This is a genomic window from Rheinheimera mangrovi, from assembly GCF_003990335.1.
Lineage (GTDB): Bacteria > Pseudomonadota > Gammaproteobacteria > Enterobacterales > Alteromonadaceae > Pararheinheimera > Pararheinheimera mangrovi.
In genome coordinates, this window is sequence record NZ_CP034683.1 from 2,716,217 (window position 1) to 2,733,043 (window position 16,827).

The 16,827-nt window shown below is 46.2% G+C and carries 14 protein-coding genes; 11 read left to right on the forward strand and 3 right to left on the reverse strand.

The window, feature by feature from the left end:
• Positions 1 to 138: 138 nt before the first annotated feature.
• Both fadJ and fadI read right to left on the reverse strand, forming a co-directional pair.
• Positions 139 to 2,280 (reverse strand): fatty acid oxidation complex subunit alpha FadJ, encoded by a 2,142-nt coding sequence (gene fadJ, locus EK374_RS12130; RefSeq protein ID WP_127023848.1) that lies wholly within the window; start codon positions 2,278 to 2,280, stop codon positions 139 to 141.
• A complete protein-coding gene (gene fadI, locus EK374_RS12135; RefSeq protein ID WP_127023851.1) occupies positions 2,280 to 3,590 on the reverse strand; it encodes an acetyl-CoA C-acyltransferase FadI in 1,311 nt (436 codons plus the stop codon). Before fadI ends, fadJ begins: the two co-directional genes overlap by 1 nt.
• A 214-nt stretch (positions 3,591 to 3,804) precedes the next feature.
• Between fadI and EK374_RS12140 the strand changes: the two genes are divergently transcribed.
• The 8 genes from EK374_RS12140 (at position 3,805) to EK374_RS12175 (ending at position 13,628) form a co-directional block, all read left to right on the forward strand.
• The gene (locus EK374_RS12140; protein ID WP_127026531.1) at positions 3,805 to 4,758 is read left to right on the forward strand and encodes an AAA family ATPase; all 954 of its coding nucleotides are present in this window, start codon (positions 3,805 to 3,807) and stop codon (positions 4,756 to 4,758) included.
• A gap of 10 nt (positions 4,759 to 4,768) precedes the next feature.
• Positions 4,769 to 5,710, forward strand: a complete 942-nt coding sequence (locus EK374_RS12145) for a DUF58 domain-containing protein (protein ID WP_127023854.1) — start codon at positions 4,769 to 4,771, stop codon at positions 5,708 to 5,710.
• Positions 5,697 to 6,155, forward strand: a complete 459-nt coding sequence (locus EK374_RS12150; RefSeq protein WP_127023857.1) for a DUF4381 domain-containing protein — start codon at positions 5,697 to 5,699, stop codon at positions 6,153 to 6,155. Before EK374_RS12145 ends, EK374_RS12150 begins: the two co-directional genes overlap by 14 nt.
• Complete coding sequence (locus EK374_RS12155; RefSeq protein ID WP_127023860.1) at positions 6,155 to 7,147, forward strand: vWA domain-containing protein; 993 nt, start codon at positions 6,155 to 6,157, stop codon at positions 7,145 to 7,147. Before EK374_RS12150 ends, EK374_RS12155 begins: the two co-directional genes overlap by 1 nt.
• On the forward strand, positions 7,137 to 8,963 hold the full coding sequence (locus EK374_RS12160) for a VWA domain-containing protein (RefSeq protein ID WP_127023863.1): 1,827 nt from the start codon (positions 7,137 to 7,139) through the stop codon (positions 8,961 to 8,963). The genes EK374_RS12155 and EK374_RS12160 overlap by 11 nt, the downstream gene beginning before the upstream one ends.
• A complete protein-coding gene (locus EK374_RS12165; RefSeq protein ID WP_127023866.1) occupies positions 8,957 to 10,600 on the forward strand; it encodes a BatD family protein in 1,644 nt (547 codons plus the stop codon). The genes EK374_RS12160 and EK374_RS12165 overlap by 7 nt, the downstream gene beginning before the upstream one ends.
• 166 nt (positions 10,601 to 10,766) lie before the next feature.
• A complete protein-coding gene (gene putP / locus EK374_RS12170) occupies positions 10,767 to 12,260 on the forward strand; it encodes a sodium/proline symporter PutP (RefSeq protein WP_127023869.1) in 1,494 nt (497 codons plus the stop codon).
• Positions 12,261 to 12,404: 144 nt separating this feature from the next.
• A complete protein-coding gene (locus EK374_RS12175; protein ID WP_127023874.1) occupies positions 12,405 to 13,628 on the forward strand; it encodes an EAL and HDOD domain-containing protein in 1,224 nt (407 codons plus the stop codon).
• A 17-nt stretch (positions 13,629 to 13,645) separates the two neighbouring features.
• Here the strand turns inward: EK374_RS12175 and EK374_RS12180 are convergent, their stop codons facing one another.
• A complete protein-coding gene (locus tag EK374_RS12180) occupies positions 13,646 to 13,960 on the reverse strand; it encodes a ComEA family DNA-binding protein (protein WP_127023877.1) in 315 nt (104 codons plus the stop codon).
• Positions 13,961 to 14,397: 437 nt separating this feature from the next.
• On the opposite strand from EK374_RS12180, the gene EK374_RS12185 reads away from it, so the two are divergent.
• Genes EK374_RS12185 through EK374_RS12195 form a run of 3 tightly spaced genes read left to right on the forward strand, consistent with a single transcriptional unit; the run spans position 14,398 to position 16,787 of the window.
• Complete coding sequence (locus EK374_RS12185; RefSeq protein WP_127023880.1) at positions 14,398 to 15,075, forward strand: response regulator transcription factor; 678 nt, start codon at positions 14,398 to 14,400, stop codon at positions 15,073 to 15,075.
• A complete protein-coding gene (locus EK374_RS12190) occupies positions 15,076 to 16,398 on the forward strand; it encodes an ATP-binding protein (protein WP_127023883.1) in 1,323 nt (440 codons plus the stop codon).
• Positions 16,395 to 16,787 carry a lysozyme inhibitor LprI family protein gene (locus EK374_RS12195; protein ID WP_127023886.1) on the forward strand — a complete coding sequence of 131 codons (393 nt, stop codon included), beginning with the start codon at positions 16,395 to 16,397 and terminating at the stop codon, positions 16,785 to 16,787. The genes EK374_RS12190 and EK374_RS12195 overlap by 4 nt, the downstream gene beginning before the upstream one ends.
• The last annotated feature ends 40 nt before the right edge of the window (positions 16,788 to 16,827 follow it).

Consider the following 16,827-nt stretch of genomic DNA (forward strand, 5'->3'; position numbering starts at 1 on the left):
TGTATTTCACAACTACAGCAGGAGCGTACTTATGCGACGAATAAGATGTAACAAAACAACACAAAATCAAAATGACAGCATTACACAAACAAAAAAGGCTTCTAACAGGTAGAAGCCTTTTTAAAGTCAAAATAGAGCTTAATAAAAAGTCGTGTTTTGTTCTGCTTTTTCCAGCAACAGCTTGCTAGGTGCAAAACGTGCGCCAAAACGACTCTCAAAGCTACGCAGATGCGCTACCAGAGTTGTGGCACCCATCTGATCGATATAGCGGAACGGGCCGCCTAAGAACGGCGGGAAGCCGATACCGAAGATGGCGCCTATATCACCGTCTCGAGCGCTGCTGATAATGCCCTCTTCTAAGCAGCGTACTGCTTCGTTCAGCATTTGCACCACGCAGCGCAGCGCTATTTGATCGCCACTGAGTTTTGCCGCAGGGTTTAAGCCCAGCACTGCATAAACTGAAGCATCGACCTGCTTTTTGCCTTTGGCTTTGGCGCCGTACAGGTAAAAACCTTTTTCAGTCTTGCGACCTTTACGGCCATCCGCCAATAAACGATCAAAAGCAGCAGGAGCGGCAAAACGCTCCCCCAATTCATGCAGCAGTATGGGCGATATTTTGGCGCCTACATCTATACCTACTTCATCCAGTAAAGTAATAGGACCCACAGGGAAACCAAACTTCACCAGCGCTTTATCCAGCGCTTCAACTGGTTCGCCTTCAAGCAGTATATTAGCCGCTTCATTCATATAAAGCGCCAGTATACGGTTCACATAAAAACCTGCGCCGTCTTTCACTACTATGGGCGTTTTACCCTGTTTGCGGGCAAAAGCCACAGTAGTTGCAATGGTTTCAGCCGACGTCTTTTCATGGGCTATCACTTCAACCAGCGGCATTTTATCCACAGGAGAGAAATAATGCAGACCAATCACATTTTCAGGGCGCGCTGCTTTGGCTGCAATCTGACCTATAGGCAATGAACTGGTATTACTGGCAAAGACTGTATGCTCTGAGCAATTGGCTTCGATATCAGCGACCATCTGCTGCTTTAAATTTAAATCTTCAAACACAGCTTCGACTACTAAATCCACATCGTGGAAACCGCTGTAGTCAGTCGTACCAGTCAGCAAAGACATTTGTTTTTGCACTTCAGTTTTAGTGACAAATCGCTTACGCAGCTTTTTCTCCAGCAAGCTGTAGCTGTATTTCATCGCATTGGAAATACCCTGCTGGCTGATGTCTTTAATCCGTACCGGCACGCCGGCTTTAGTGGCTGTCACGTTGGCGATACCACCGCCCATCAAACCACCACCTAAAATAGCGGCTTTGTGCACTTTACGGGGTTGAACATCGCCTGCCCCAGTCTCTTTTTTCATTTGAGTGGTGGCAAAAAATAGCGAACGTAAAGCTTTGGACTCATTGGTCATGCAGAGCTCACCAAAAGCTTTGGCTTCCACATCCAGACCTTTATTAAAACCACCGTCCACACCAGCTTTAATAGCTTTGAGGATCTTCAGCGGTGCAGGATAGTTACCCTGAGTTTTGGCTAAGGTTTGTTTTTCAGCCTGGCTGAACACAATAGCGCGGCCAAAAGGTGTTTTTTCCAGCACTTTACCGACAAAGTTCAGTTTCACTTCCCGTGCAGCTGGTTTGCCTTTTAGCGCCAATTGTACAGCGGCTTCCAGCAGAATACTTTTCGGGACCACAGCATCGACTAAACCGATCTTTTTTGCTTGAGCAGCACGCAACTGCTTGCCGGTTAAAATCATATCCAAAGCTTTTTGAATACCGACCAGACGAGGTAAACGCTGAGTGCCACCGCTTCCTGGCAATAAACCCAGTTGCACTTCAGGTAAACCCAAAACGGTTTTGTTGTCTGTTGTCGCAACCCGGGCATGACAGGCTAAAGCCAGCTCTAAACCACCGCCTAAACAAGGGCCATGAATAGCTGCCACTAAGGGAATAGATAAAGCTTCAAGCTGATTAAATACCAGTTGGCCCATACGACCTATGTCTTCGGCTTGCTGAGCTGTAGTGCAGCCATCCAGCATAGAAATATCAGCACCGGCGATAAAGGAATCCGGCTTGCCGCTGATAATAACTAAACCTTTGATGTCTTTGTTGTTTTTAATTTCGCCAAGCAGAGATTTGATCTCATCAGCAAATGCGGCTTTGAGCACATTCATGCTCTCGCCCGCTACGTCCATGCTGATTACACCAATCTGATCAGGGCGAATGCTTAAGCTAAAAGTTGGCTTTGAATCAAGAGTCGGCTGGCTCATTATTCAGTCTCCAGGATCATAGCTGCACCTAAACCACCGGCAGCACAAGCCGTGGTTAAACCTATACCACCACCACGGCGTTTTAATTCATTTAAGGTCTGAGTAATTAAACGAGTGCCTGTAGCGGCAAAAGGATGGCCGTAAGCTAAAGAGCCACCTATCACGTTAAATTTCGCCATATCAATGTCACCTATGGCTTCAGCTCGGCCCAGTTTTTGTTCAGCAAAAGTTTTGCTACCAAACATTTTCATATTGGCCAGCGCCTGAGCAGCAAAAGCTTCGTGCATTTCAATCAGGGTTAAGTCAGATAACTTCAAACCAGCACGGTCTAAAGCGATAGGCGTCGCATAAGAAGGACCCATCAGCATATCTTCCCAGACATCGATAGCGGCGAACGCATAGCTTCGGATATAACCCAACACTTCATAGCCCATGGCTTTAGCGCGGCTTTCCGTCATCATCAGCACAGCAGAAGCGCCATCCGTTAAAGGCGTACTGGTGGCAGCGGTGACAGAACCAAACTGACGGTCGAACACAGGTTTTAATTTGCTGTACGACTCCAGCTTCGAATCCATCCGGATATTGTTGTCGATTTCAAGGAAGGTTTTGTAAGGCTCAATATGAGCAGCCATCACTTCGTCTTTTAACAGACCATCTTTCCAGGCTTGTGCAGCAAGGCTATGTGAACGGTGCGCCATCGCATCTTGATCGGCACGGCTGATCCCATGAGTTTTAGCCATCTGTTCGGCCGTATCACCCATAGATAAACCTGTGGTGTATTCAGCTACAGCTGGTGGTACTGGCAACAAATCTTTTAAACCTAAACGGCGGAATATCGCCAGTTTCTGACCAAAAGTTTTGGCTTTGTTTAAATCGACCAAAGCACGGCCTAACTTTTTGCTGACGCCAATAGGCAATACAGAACTTGAATCTGCACCGCCAGCAATAGCAATTTCAGTGTGACCAGCCATCATGCTTTCAGCCACGCTAACCACAGACTGGAAGCTGGTGGCGCAAGCACGGGTCACGCTGAAGGCATCTGTATGCACATTCATGCCAGTGCCTAATACGATTTCACGAGCAATGTTTGGCGCTTCCGGCATTTGAACAACTTGACCAAAAACCAATTGATCTATTAACTTGGGCGACAATTCGCTACGGATCAGCAGTTCGTTGACCACCAGCTTGCCCAGCTCAAGCGCTGAAACGCCATGGAATTCGGTTGCTTGTTTAGCAAATGGAGTACGCAGACCACGCACTATGGCGATACGGTCTCCCTGACGTGTGGTAAGTTGTATTGGCGCGGCCATAAAAGTCCTCTTTCTGTGTTTACCGTGACAGGTCTGACCTGTAGACAATTCGATTGTAACCAGAGATCAGGCAAATTAAAACACTTGTTTTAAAAGGTGTTGAACCTTATATAAAAGCAAGTGGTCTTAGCCTAGCTTTTTTTAGAGCTAACTGCTTGGAAAATAAACAACAATAGCTGACGACAATAACAACTTAGAAACAGTAGTGAGTATTATGGTAAAGGCATTCTCCGCGTTAAAAGATTATCTGGACGGTCAGGTCTTAGGTCAGCATGCGCTGACGGAAGGTATTTTGTTGGCTTTATTGGCCAATGGCCATTTGTTGGTGGAAGGCCCACCGGGTTTAGCCAAAACCAGGGCAGTCAATGCTTTGGCCCATGGTGTTGAAGGGCGTTTTCATCGCATTCAGTTTACTCCCGACTTATTACCAGCCGATTTAACAGGCACAGATATCTATCGTCCAGAAACAGGTCAGTTTGAATTTCAGGCAGGCCCTTTGTTTCACCATATTATTCTTGCGGATGAAATAAACCGCGCACCAGCTAAAGTGCAGTCGGCTTTATTAGAAGCCATGGCGGAAAAACAAATTACCGTAGGGCGCAAAACTTATGCCTTGCCTGAACTGTTTTTAGTCATGGCGACACAAAACCCGCTGGAACAGGAAGGTACTTATCCTTTACCTGAAGCTCAGTTAGACCGATTTTTATTACATCTGAAAGTGGATTACCCGGACGCAGCCACTGAACTGGCTATTTTACGTTTAACCCGGGGCGAAGCCTTATCTCATGAAAAAGCCAAATTAAGCCCTATCAGTCAGGCCGATATTTTTGCCGCCCGTCAGGATATTTTAAAACTGCATATGGCCGAAAGCCTGGAGAACTACATAGTGCAGTTGGTGATGGCAACCCGCAATGCCAAAGCCTATAGTGAGCAACTGGCGAAATGGATAGCCTATGGCGCCAGCCCACGCGCTAGTATTGCGCTGGAGCGTTGCGCCCGGGCTAAAGCCTGGTTGGACGGCCGTGATTTTGTTACACCAGACGATATTCAGGCGGTATTTTTTAATGTGTTACGCCATCGTCTGATTTTAACTTACGACGCCGAAGCTCAGGGCTTAAGCACAGATGATGTGCTCAGAGAGATTTTAAAACTGGTTCCGGTTGCCTGATTTGTTATTGATGAACACACAACTTCAGCTTGAACAACTGGCTACAGACGGTATCCATTTGGATTTACCGCAACTGCTGGCCTATCAGCGCCATCATGCTTTGTTGGATTTAGCCCCCAAAATGGCCATTCAAAGTAAGCTGGCAGGCAGTTATCTGGCCCGCAGTAAGGGCCGTGGTATGGAGTTTGATGAGGTTCGGCATTACCAACCCGGTGATGACGTGCGAACCATCGACTGGCGTGTCACAGCCCGCACTGGCAAAGTACACACTAAGCTATTTCGCGAAGAAAAAGAACGGCCGGTGTTTATCCTGACCGATATGTCCGAGTCGATGCGATTTGGCACAAAACTGCTGCTTAAGTCTGTGCAGGCTGCACATTTAGCCGCATTATTGGCTTGGCATGTGCGTGAAACCGGCGACAAACTCGGAGGTCTGGTATTCAGTGAACAGCAATTGCTGGAGCTTAAACCTGCAGCACGCAGTCAGGCGGTGTTACGCTACCTCAATGCACTGATTAAAATTCAGCAAAACCAAGGCATGGCTGCAGAGTCCAGCATTAACCATGCTTTAGGTTTAATGCGGCGTTTAGCCCGCCCTGGTGCACTTATTTTTGTGATCTCAGATTTCAGCGCGCTTGACTCACAAGGCTTGCGCCACATACAGGCGATGCGCCAGCATAATGAAATTCGTTGTGTGCATATCACTGATCCATTGGATTTGCAGCTGCCATTATCCGCATCAGGTTTAGCTGCGGTAACAGATGGTGTTGAACTGAAAACACTGGATTTAGGGTCCTCTGTGTTAAAAGACAGTTATAAGCAGCAGCAACTCCAGTGGCAACAAGCCTTGCAATTGAATTTAAAAAAGCTCAACTGTCGCTATTTAGAAATCAGTGCTGCTTTGCCTTTGATTGAACAATTAAACAGGAGTTGGCCTGATGGCGAACACTGAACCCCAACTGGCTTTAGCTGATATTCAGGAGCCTGTACTAAACACCTTCTGGCCACCGGCTCCGGGCTGGTGGTTGCTTGCTGTACTGCTGATTTTATTGCTCGCCTACAGCTTTCGTTTTTTCTGGAAAAAATGGCAAAAAGCCTTGCCATTACGTCAGGCCAAAGCAGAATTTCGATTGATTAAAGAGCCAGATCAGAGTGCTGAACTGAATGAACTGCTAAAACGTCTGGTGAGTTACTACAGCCCACGACATCCGGTTTTATCTGCGCCGGTGAAACAATGGCAGGACTTTTTGCAGCAGCAAATGCCACAGCATGCTTTGCCTGACTTACAAAAACTGTTGTACCAGCAGCAGTCTGAGCAAACCGATTTTAGTGCTTACCTGCAGTTTGCGTCCCAGTGGCTGAATAAGGTTTCTGTCAAACAGCTGGAGCGGCTTTGATGTTTGAATTTAGCTATCCCTGGTTGTTTATTTTATTACCTCTGCCTTTGTTGCTACGACGTAAAACTCAGCAACAAGGTAGTCCACTCAAACACAAAGCCTTGATCCAGGCTAGTAGTCAGGGATCAGCTTTAGTCAGTAAAGCGCCCCGCTCTGTCAAAACGGTAATGGCGCTGCTGTGCTGGTGCTTTTTGGTGCTCGCCGCTACGCAACCCAAATGGCTAGGTGAAACCGTCACCTTGCCGCAACAAGGCCGCGATCTGATGTTGGCACTGGATTTATCCGGTTCTATGGATATCAGCGATATGCAGCATCAGGGGCAAAGCATCAACAGGTTGCAAGCGGTAAAACTGGTGGTCAGTAACTTCATCCAACAGCGTAAAGGCGATCGTATTGGTCTGATTTTATTTGGCGACGCCGCTTATCAGCAAACGCCTTTAACTTATGACTTAACCACCATTCAAACCATGCTGGATGAAGCTGTGCGTGGTTTAGTCGGTGAACGTACCGCCATAGGTGAAGCTATAGGTCTGGCCGTTAAACGTCTGAATGCTTATGAAACGTCCAACAAAGTACTGATTTTATTGAGTGATGGAGCCAATACTGCTGGCGTGATCCAGCCAACAGAAGCCTTGCAGCTGGCCAAGGCCGCCGGAGTCAAAGTGTATACCGTAGGTGTTGGAGCCGAACAAATGGTGCAACAAAGCATTTTTGGCCGCCAGCTGATTAACCCTTCTCAGGATTTAGATGAAGTATTACTGACCCGCATTGCTGAGGAAACCGGCGGCAAGTATTTCCGTGCCCGTGATTTGGCTGAACTGGCACAAATTTATAAGCTGCTGGATCAGTTAGAGCCGATTGAGCGCGACCAAATCAGCTACCGCCCTCAACAAAGCCTTTTACACTGGCCTTTATTGGCTGCTTTTTTTTGTTCTGTATTACTTGCCTTAGGCCAGGTCAGATGGTCAGGGAGAATAAAACATGTGGGCTGATTTTCATTGGTTAAGACCAGAGTATTTCTGGTTACTGCTGCCGACATTGTTGATTTGGGGTCTGTTCGCCAAACTGCGCCAACCGCAAAGTGCATGGCAACACTGGATAGCACCGCATCTGCAAAAAGAGTTACTCACTGTTCCGGCTACACAAAAGCAAAAACCGCTGTTATGGCTTGTGTTGATTATCTGGCTGCTTAGTGTGATAGCTCTGGCAGGCCCGAGTTGGCAGCGGTTACCGCAGCCTGTGTTTCAACTGAAAAAAGCCACTGTAATTCTGATGGATATGTCGATGTCGATGCGTGCTACAGACTTATCACCAGACCGCTTTACTCAGGCGCGCTTTAAAGCACTGGATTATATTGATGGTATAAAAGAAGGTGAATTAGCGTTGGTCAGTTTTGCCGGCGATGCTTTTGTTATTTCGCCTTTAACTCAGGATCACAATAACGTCCGGCTGCTGTTGCCTGAATTAAGTCCGGATATTATGCCGGTGCAAGGTTCTAACCTTGAGGCCGCCTTGCTACTTGCCGATCAACTGCTTAAACAAGGCGGTTATGTGCAGGGCGATGTGGTGCTGTTTACCGACGGCTTTGCTTCATCTGATTATCCCCGTCTGCGTGAGCTGATGGATAACTGGCCCCACCGATTATCTGTGTTAGCTTTTGGTAGCACCCAAGGTGCGCCGGTGCGTTTAAGCAATGGCGAACTGTTGAAAGATAACCAGGGCTCTATAGTGTTGCCCCGCGTCCCTCTGGCGCAGTTACAGCAGCTAGCGGAGTTGCGAAGCGGTGTCTTTGCTGTGGCAGGCTCTGAAGATAATGATGTCGAAGCACTGCTGGCGTTAAAACCTCTGGAGAAAAAAGCCGACAGCGCCGAGCAGCAAAAACTATTTGGTGATCAATGGCAGGACAATGCAGTTTATCTGGTGTGGTTGTTGCTGCCCTTAGCTTTGTGGCTGCATAAACGTGGTGCACTGACCATCTTTGTATTGGTACTTTTTATGCAAAAGGCTGAAGCTTTCGAGTGGAGTGACCTCTGGCAGACGCAACAACAAAAAGCGCAAGCGTCTTATCAGCAAGGGGATTACCCGAGCGCCTGGCAGAATTTTGATGACCCGTTATGGAAAGGTAATGCGGCTTATAGAGCAGAAGATTATGCCGCTGCAGAGCAGTCTTATCGCCAATTGGATACAGCCGATTCTCTTTACAACCTGGGTAATAGCCTGGCACGGCAAAAAAAATATCAGGATGCAATAGAAGCCTATCAGCAAGCGCTGGCAAAAAACCCACAGCTTGATAAAGCCCAACAGAATATGGATGCTGTGAAAAAAGCGCTGGAACAGCAGCAACAGCAACAGCAACAGCAAAAAGGTAAAGGCGAACAACAGGACCAGCAGCAAGATCAGCAATCCGCTGACCAGTCTGGTGAGGAAGGTGAAGGCTCCGAATCAAAACAGCAGTCAAAAGAGCAATCCTCACAGCAGTCATCAGAACAGCAGTCTGCTGAGCAAGGCAATGATGCTGCTTCACAAAAAGACCAGCAACCAAGCCAGACAGAGCAACAGCAAAAACAACAAGAACAGCAACAGCTCGCTGAACAGACAGAAGAACACAAAGATACAAAAGAATCCCAGCAGCAAAAGGCAATTTCCGAAGCCTGGCCTAATGCAAACGCTGAGCAAAGTCAGCAGCTGGATAATTTATTACGCAAAGTACAAGATGATCCCTCTTTGTTATTACGTCGCAAGATGGCGATTGAATATCAAAAACGTCGTTATGATCAACCACCAGCCGGAGTTGTCGAAGAATGGTAAAGCAGTGGTTATGCCTGTTTCTAATAGTGAGCAGTCCGGTTTGGGCTTTGACTGAATTAAAAGTATCTTTAGATAAAAACCCATTGTTATTGGGTGAAACTGCGGTACTTGAGCTGGTTGCGGACGATCAGGTGGCTTATCAGCCTGATTTCTCGGTACTGGACAAAGATTTTATAGTGCAGGGCCCTTCGCTCGGCCAGCAAATGCAAATCGTCAACGGCAAGGCCAGTCGCACCACCAGTTGGCGCCTGCTGCTTAAAGCAAAACGCAGCGGCACTTTTCGCATTCCGGCTTTTGAGATTGAAGGCATCAGCTCCACAGCTATCGAAGTCGAGGTGGTAGAAGGTTCAGCGCAATCACAAACCGCAAATGACGCTCAGCTGTTTTTACAAAGTAGTCTGGATAGCACGCAGCTTTATGTGCAACAACTCGCCTATCTGGAGGTGAAGATCTTTTTCCAGGGTGATTTACAGCGGGGCTCATTGAGTGAACCTAAAGTAGATGGTCTGAGCATAGAACAATTGGGCAAAGACAAAGAAGGCACCGAGCTGGTAAATGGCGAGCGCTACCGCACCTTTACCCGTAAGTATCGGCTTATTCCTGAGCGTAGTGGCACTTTTTTGTTGCCTGGTTCAACACTCAGTGGCGAAATGCTCGACAGAAACTCAGGCCGTTATGATTATTTTGCCCAAACCAAAGCTGTCAGTGCCACTGCGAATGACCTAAGTATTGAAGTTGCAGCCAAACCTGATAATTTCCCGGGTGACTGGTTGATCGCGGATTTAGTCAGCCTGAATGAAGAATGGAGCCCGGCCAGCGATAAGCTCACTCAAGGCGAGCCTGTCACCCGCACTATTACCATCACAGCGCTGGATGTGGCTGAACATCAGTTACCCGATCTAGCTCTTGATGCTCCTGAGGGTGTAAAACTTTATAAAGAACAACCTCATGCCAAACAAGCAGAACGCAATGGCACGCTAGTATCACAAAAAGTGTTCAGCATGGCCGTGGTTGCTAATAAAGCAGGTGAGCTGGTATTGCCTGAAGTGAAACTGCCCTGGTGGAACAAAAAAACCAATTCAGTGAATTATGCAACCTTACCGGAAAAGCGTTTAACAGTAGAGGTTAACCCTGAACTGCCGCAGCAAAGTGCAACTGCGGTTGTTGTGCCCCCCGTACAAAGTTCACTAACACAAACTTCAGAGCTCAACCCCTGGCAGTGGAACTACACCAGTTCAGTGCTTAGTTTACTCTGGTTATCTTCTGTCGGTTTACTACTTTGGTTCAGACCCACAAGGGCTGTGGCCGCAAAAATGACTGCACATAGTTCAGGAGTCGCAAAAGCAAATCCTAAAAAACTACAACAAGCTTGTCATAGTAATAATGCTACAGCTGCAAGGCAATGGCTGATGCTATGGGCGCAGCAACAGTTTGGTAAGGCCCCTGCCTCATTGAGCGAATTAGCCATTTGGTGCGAGGACAACGCCTTTGCAGAGCAACTACAGCTCCTGAACCAGCAGCTGTATCAAAAAGAGCAGCAAAATTGGCAAGGTAAAACCTTGTGGATTTGTTGGTCAAAGCTATCGCTGGAAAAGCCCGACAATAAAAATGCTCTGCCAGAATTGTATCCAGAGTAAAAAGTTTGTGATCAGAACCGCACTCTCTGTAAAACGCCAACACCTCTGGCAGGTGTTGGCAGCATAGCCTTGTTTATCTGACTAAAAACACTGGCTGTTGCGCCAGACTTCTTGATAGCATGCCGCAACTTTATAACTAAAAAAATAACAGTTCAGGGGAATCACTGTGGCCACCGGCACCATTTTAGCTTTAGGTATTTATTTTCTTTCTATGTTGGCAATTGGCTTGTATGCCTATCGTCAGTCCAGCGACAATTTATCCGACTATATGTTAGGTGGTCGTAAACTTGGCCCAGGAGTTACAGCGTTATCCGCTGGTGCTTCTGATATGAGTGGCTGGTTACTTATGGGTGTACCAGGCGCTATGTACGCCGCTGGTATTTCACAAATATGGATAGGTGTAGGTTTGGTTATAGGTGCTTACCTGAACTACATACTGCTGGCGCCACGTTTCCGGGTTTACACTGAGCTGGCAAAAGACTCAATCACTCTGCCCGACTATCTTGAAAACCGCTTTGCCGATCCAAGTCGATTATTACGCTTGGTTTCTGCTCTGGTTATCGTAGTGTTTTTCACCCTCTATACCTCGTCAGGTATGGTTGCTGGTGGCAAATTATTTGAATCTGTGTTTGGACTTGATTACCAGCTGGGCCTGTTTCTTACTGCCAGTGTTGTTATTGCCTATACCCTGCTGGGTGGTTTTTTAGCCGTCAGCAGAACGGATTTTGTACAGGGCATCATTATGTTTGTAGCCTTGGTGATGGTCCCTATTGTCGCTTTTGGAGCCTTGGACCAACCGACGCAAATGTTCACAATCATAGAGCAGCTTAATCCTAAGCATTTGGACTTGTTCACAGGCACCAGTGTACTGGGCATTATTTCATTATTGGCATGGGGCTTAGGTTATTTTGGCCAGCCGCACATCATTGTGCGTTTTATGGCAATACGTTCTGTCAGCGACTTCAAAATGGCTCGCCGCATTGGTATGTCCTGGATGATCATCTCTCTGATAGGCGCAATGGCGATAGGTTTTGTTGGTATTGCTTACACCCACCAGACACAAACCCCTATTGATGATCCTGAGACTATTTTTATTCTGTTGTCACAAGTACTGTTTCATCCTTTTGTCGGAGGTTTGTTACTGGCGGCCATTCTGGCTGCAATTATGAGTACCATATCGTCCCAGTTGTTGGTGACATCCAGCGCTCTAACTCAAGATTTTTTCAAAACTTTTCTACATAAAAATGCGACTGACAGCCTGCAGGTTTTAGTTGGTCGTGCTTCAGTTTTTGTTGTTGCTCTTATCGCTATTCTGCTGGCACTGGACAGCAGCAGTTCCATTTTAGGTTTAGTAGCAAACGCCTGGGCGGGTTTTGGTGCAGCCTTTGGCCCAGTGGTGCTAATGAGCTTGTACTGGAAACGCATGAATCATTGGGGAGCCTTAGCAGGCATCGCAGCCGGCGCTTTAACAGTGCTGTTTTGGGCTTACAGTCCTTACCAAATTGAAGGAAAACAGCTCAATGATTTCCTTTATGCCATGATCCCAGGCGTTTTTGTCTCTGCTTTGGTCACCTGGCTGGTCAGTTTGCTTACCGCCGCACCTACCACTGATGTAAGCCATTTGTTTCAGCAAGTATCTGATAAGTTAGAAAAAAACTAACGAATCCACAGCGAGGTGACCAGCAATACAGGTTACCTCGCAGTTTCACCCTGTAATCTTTGAAAAAATCTGTAAGAGCATAGTCTTTTCACGCAGATCTTTGCTACATTGAAGCATGACTTCTGTTTAGCTGTTCAGGGACTTATGTACTTTTATACTGCACGCCAACCTATACTGGATAAAAATAAAAACCTGTTTGCCTATGAACTTTTGTTCAGGGATGGTGTGGACAACGTATTCCCTGAAGTCGACAGTAACGAAGCCACTTCGCGTATGATTGAAGGCAGCCAGCTGAATTTAGGGCTGGATGAGTTTTTGGGCGATAAACCTGGCTTTATCAACTTTACGCTTGATTCCCTATTGAAAAAGTACCCTTCGATGCTACCTTGTGAGCAGGTCGTGATTGAAATACTGGAAACAGTGCAACCAGGAAAACGCCTGTTAGCTGAATGCGAACTGCTAAAAGCTCAAGGGTATGTTTTAGCACTGGACGACTACATTCATCAGCCTGTTTGGCGTCATTTTTACCCGCTGATTGATATTATCAAGATTGATTTCCGCGCTACCAGTCTGGACACCATATTACAAATCAAACAAGCCATTGAAGAGTTCCCGCATATAAAACTGCTGGCAGAAAAAGTCGAAACCAACGAAGAGTTTTTACAAGCGCTGGATTTAGGTTTCGATTATTTTCAAGGTTACTTTTTCTCACGTCCTGAAATGATGCAAAGCAGAGCTTTGTCTCCTGCCCAAATGACACTGGCTGAATTACTGTACGAGACAGCTAAAACAGAAATGGATTTAAACGCCATTACCGCCATATTTGAGCGCGATGTGCATTTATCCTACAAGCTACTTCGTTACAGCAATTCAGCCGTATTTAAGCGCCGCGCAGAAATAGCCACTATTAAGCAAGCCATAGTGGTGTTAGGTCAGGCGGAATTGAAGCGCTTTTTATCTGTACTCTTTACCGCACAAATCAGCAGCGACAAACCCGCAGAATTAATGCGAATGGCGATGACCAGAGCTCGTTTTGCTGAGGACATCGCGCGTCTTGCTGGCTTTGCCGAGCTGTCGAAGGCATTTTTAACCGGCATGATGTCGCTGATGGACGCGATATTGGATGAATCGATGAGTTCTGTAATGAATAAATTACCGCTGTCCAAAGATATTAAAGATGCGCTGATTGATGGTGTGGGTCCCATGGCTCAATTTCTGCAACTTATTAAATTTTATGAACAAGCGGCTTGGGATGATGCCAATGCGTTAATTCAATCATTAAAACTCGACAGCAAATTAGTACCCGATGCCTATCATACTGCGGTGCAATGGGCCAACGAACAAATGAAAGCGCTCGGCGACAACTAACGAGCGCTTGAACAGAACTAAAAGCTGATATGTTCCGCGACTTTAGCCGCCAGTTTGTCACCTATGCCTTTGACTTCTGTCAGCTGCTTTTGATCTTTGATCGGACCATTAGCACTGATGTAGTCTTTAATCGCCTGAGCTTTTTTTTCACCAATACCAGGCACAGCGACTAACTGCTCTATGGACGCCTGATTAATATTCAGCTTAGCTTTTTCCGCCACTTTGGCCGCAGCCGGAACAGACAAAGGGGCTTTCGCCAGTTCTTGTGCGACTGTTAAGTTCACTGCACAGGCCATACTAGCCACTACTGCTGCAACAAGTGCGATTCTCATCACTTATCTCCTTTTAACAGTTCTTCGCCTCTTCACTGTGTCGCTGAAGGTTGTTGCCAGCAACTACAATCCGGTAAGCAGAAACGAAAAACGACTTTGAGTTGCAACCTCGTCAATAAAGATAGCCAAAAACCCATATTTTGCATCATTATATTTACACTATTTAAACATTAAATCATCCCTGATCCACAAAATTTGTAACAAGGCGGCCGCAAGCTGAAACCACAGGCAGATAGCTCATCGCTGTGCTGCGTAGCATAGTGAACCGATCGGAAGATAGGTCGCTGCTGGCGGAAATGGAACAGATGTTCAGGCTCAATTCAGACCTTAGTTCTTATACTTTCAACGTTTTGTCTGATGTTTAGGATTGCCGCCGCAGACAGAGTGTTTTAGCATAACCCCACTTTGTTTTGGCCTGTTTTTAAAAAGGAAGCACCATGCGTTTATTAGTTGTTGAAGATGAGAGTTTATTGGCGGAGCAAATCCGTGAACATTTAGTACAACAGCAATTTAGCGTGGACGTCGCTCATGATGGCGCAGATGGCTGGTTTAAATTGAGCGAATACCCTTATGACTTAGCTATTATTGATATAGGTTTACCTAAGATGGATGGTTTGAGCCTTATTCGTAAAGCCCGTCAGAATGAAATTAAAACTCCGGTCATTGTATTAACAGCCCGTGGCAGCTGGCAGGAAAAAGTGGAAGGTTTAGATGCAGGAGCCGATGACTATCTGACCAAACCTTTTCACACCGAAGAACTACTGGCCCGTATTAATGCGTTAATCCGCCGCGCCGCCGGTCAGCCGGATCCTATGTTGCATTCTGGTCCTGTGAAGCTCAATAGCAGAACCCAGCAAGTTTGGTTAGGTGAGGAAGAAGTAAGTCTGACCGCCTATGAATACAAAGTACTGGAATACTTTATGCACAACCCAAATAAAGTGATTTCTAAAACTGAGCTGACTGAACATATTTACGATCAGGATTTTGATTTAGACAGTAACGTCATTGAAGTTTTTGTACTGCGTCTGCGGAAAAAACTCGATCCGGATGGCGAATTAAAACCCATAGAAACTCTGCGTGGCCGCGGTTATCGTTTTACCATGGTTGTCAGCTAAATGCAGTTATCGCTCAAAGTTCGCCAGGGTATAATTAGCCTGTTTTTGCTGTTTTTTTTGCTACCAAGTTCTTTTTTTGCAATAGAACAGGCTTTTTATACGCAGCTGCTGACCAGTACTGAGCAAAAACTTGAAGTACATATGTACTCCATTTTAGCGGAGGTCCACCCAACTGATGGCAAGGTAGAGCTGAGTAATAATCTGCTACCTCCTGATTTTTATCGACCTGACTCTGGTCTGGCCGCTTTTATTACCAGCGAAAACGAATTGTTATGGCAGTCTGATTCTTCGATTAACCAACAATTCGATCCCCCAACCCATCAGATTTTACCTGCATCTCATGAATTTGTGTTGATGGAGCAATACCAGCAAAAATACTGGGTTTTGTCTTTTTCGGTGTTATTTGATTTAGGCGACAACACCCTTCCCTTGACTATTCATGTGGTACAAAACGATCAACTGTTGCAGGAGCCGCTGAAATCCTTCCGCAAAACCTTAAGCCAGTGGTTTATCGGTATTGCACTGGTGCTGATAGGGTTAACTTTGCTAGCTTATTATTGGATCACCAAACCTTTAACCTCGTTGGACAAAGAAATTCATAAACTGGAAAGTGGCCAGCAAGAGCAACTGCTGCATGACTACCCTGCTGAACTGAACAAAATTAAAGAAGATTTAAACCTTCTGCTGGCGAACCAGAACAGACAAAAACAACGTTACCGTCATCACTTAAGTGATCTGGCTCATGCCTTGAAAACACCTATAGCTGTATTGCGTACCTCTAAGCTTTCAGAGCAGCCCGAGCTGCGTGAACAGCTTGACCGTATTACCGGCATGATTGAGCACCAGTTAAAGCGGGCGGCCAGCTCTGGCCAGGATCTGTGGCATAAACAGATTAAAGTCAAACCTCTTATTAATAAGCTGGAACAAGCGCTCAGCAAAATTTATCGGGATAAAGGCTGTTTGATAGAAATTCACTGCACCGATCAGGTGGTGTTTCGTGGCGATGAAACAGACTTAATGGAGATTTTGGGTAACCTGCTTGATAATGCCTGCAAAGCCTGTAATCAACGGGTAAAAATCAGTGCTTTTGGTAAACCTTTGCAACTGGATATTGAAGACGACGGCCCCGGTATTCCACAGGATAAAAGAGAAGAATTGTTTCAGCGAGGCACCCGACTGGATACGTACAAAGAAGGCCACGGTGTCGGATTGTCCATTGTGTCTGAGCTGGTGAAATCTTACTCTGGTGAGTTACAGGTCTCCCAAAGCCCATTAGGCGGAGCACGGTTTGTCATTCGCTTTCAGGAGTCAGGATTAAAATGATGAAACTACCGCTGCTTGTTCTGTTTTTTAGCGTATTTCCTCTTAGTGCACAGCAGGCTTGTGACCCTGGCTCGCTTAACAAAGTCGACTATATGCAATGTCTGGATCAACAGCTGGAGCAGACCAGACGCGAGTTAACCACGTGGGAAAACAACCACTTGTTTAAACTGGAAGAACAGGCAGCCAGTAGTGGTCGTCAGGATGGTCTGAAATTATTTAATAAGGCTCGTCAAACTTTTACCTTGTACACAGAACAAGACTGTCGCTGGCAGTTTATTGGTCTGTTACCGGATAACAAAGCCGCCAGCACTACCTACAAACAATGTCAGCTGTTTCACATCAAACAGCGCATTGAGTTATTAAAACAAGTTCATGCAAAACCAGACTAAACCACATTAAGCCACACAACCGTATTAATGCACTTATACT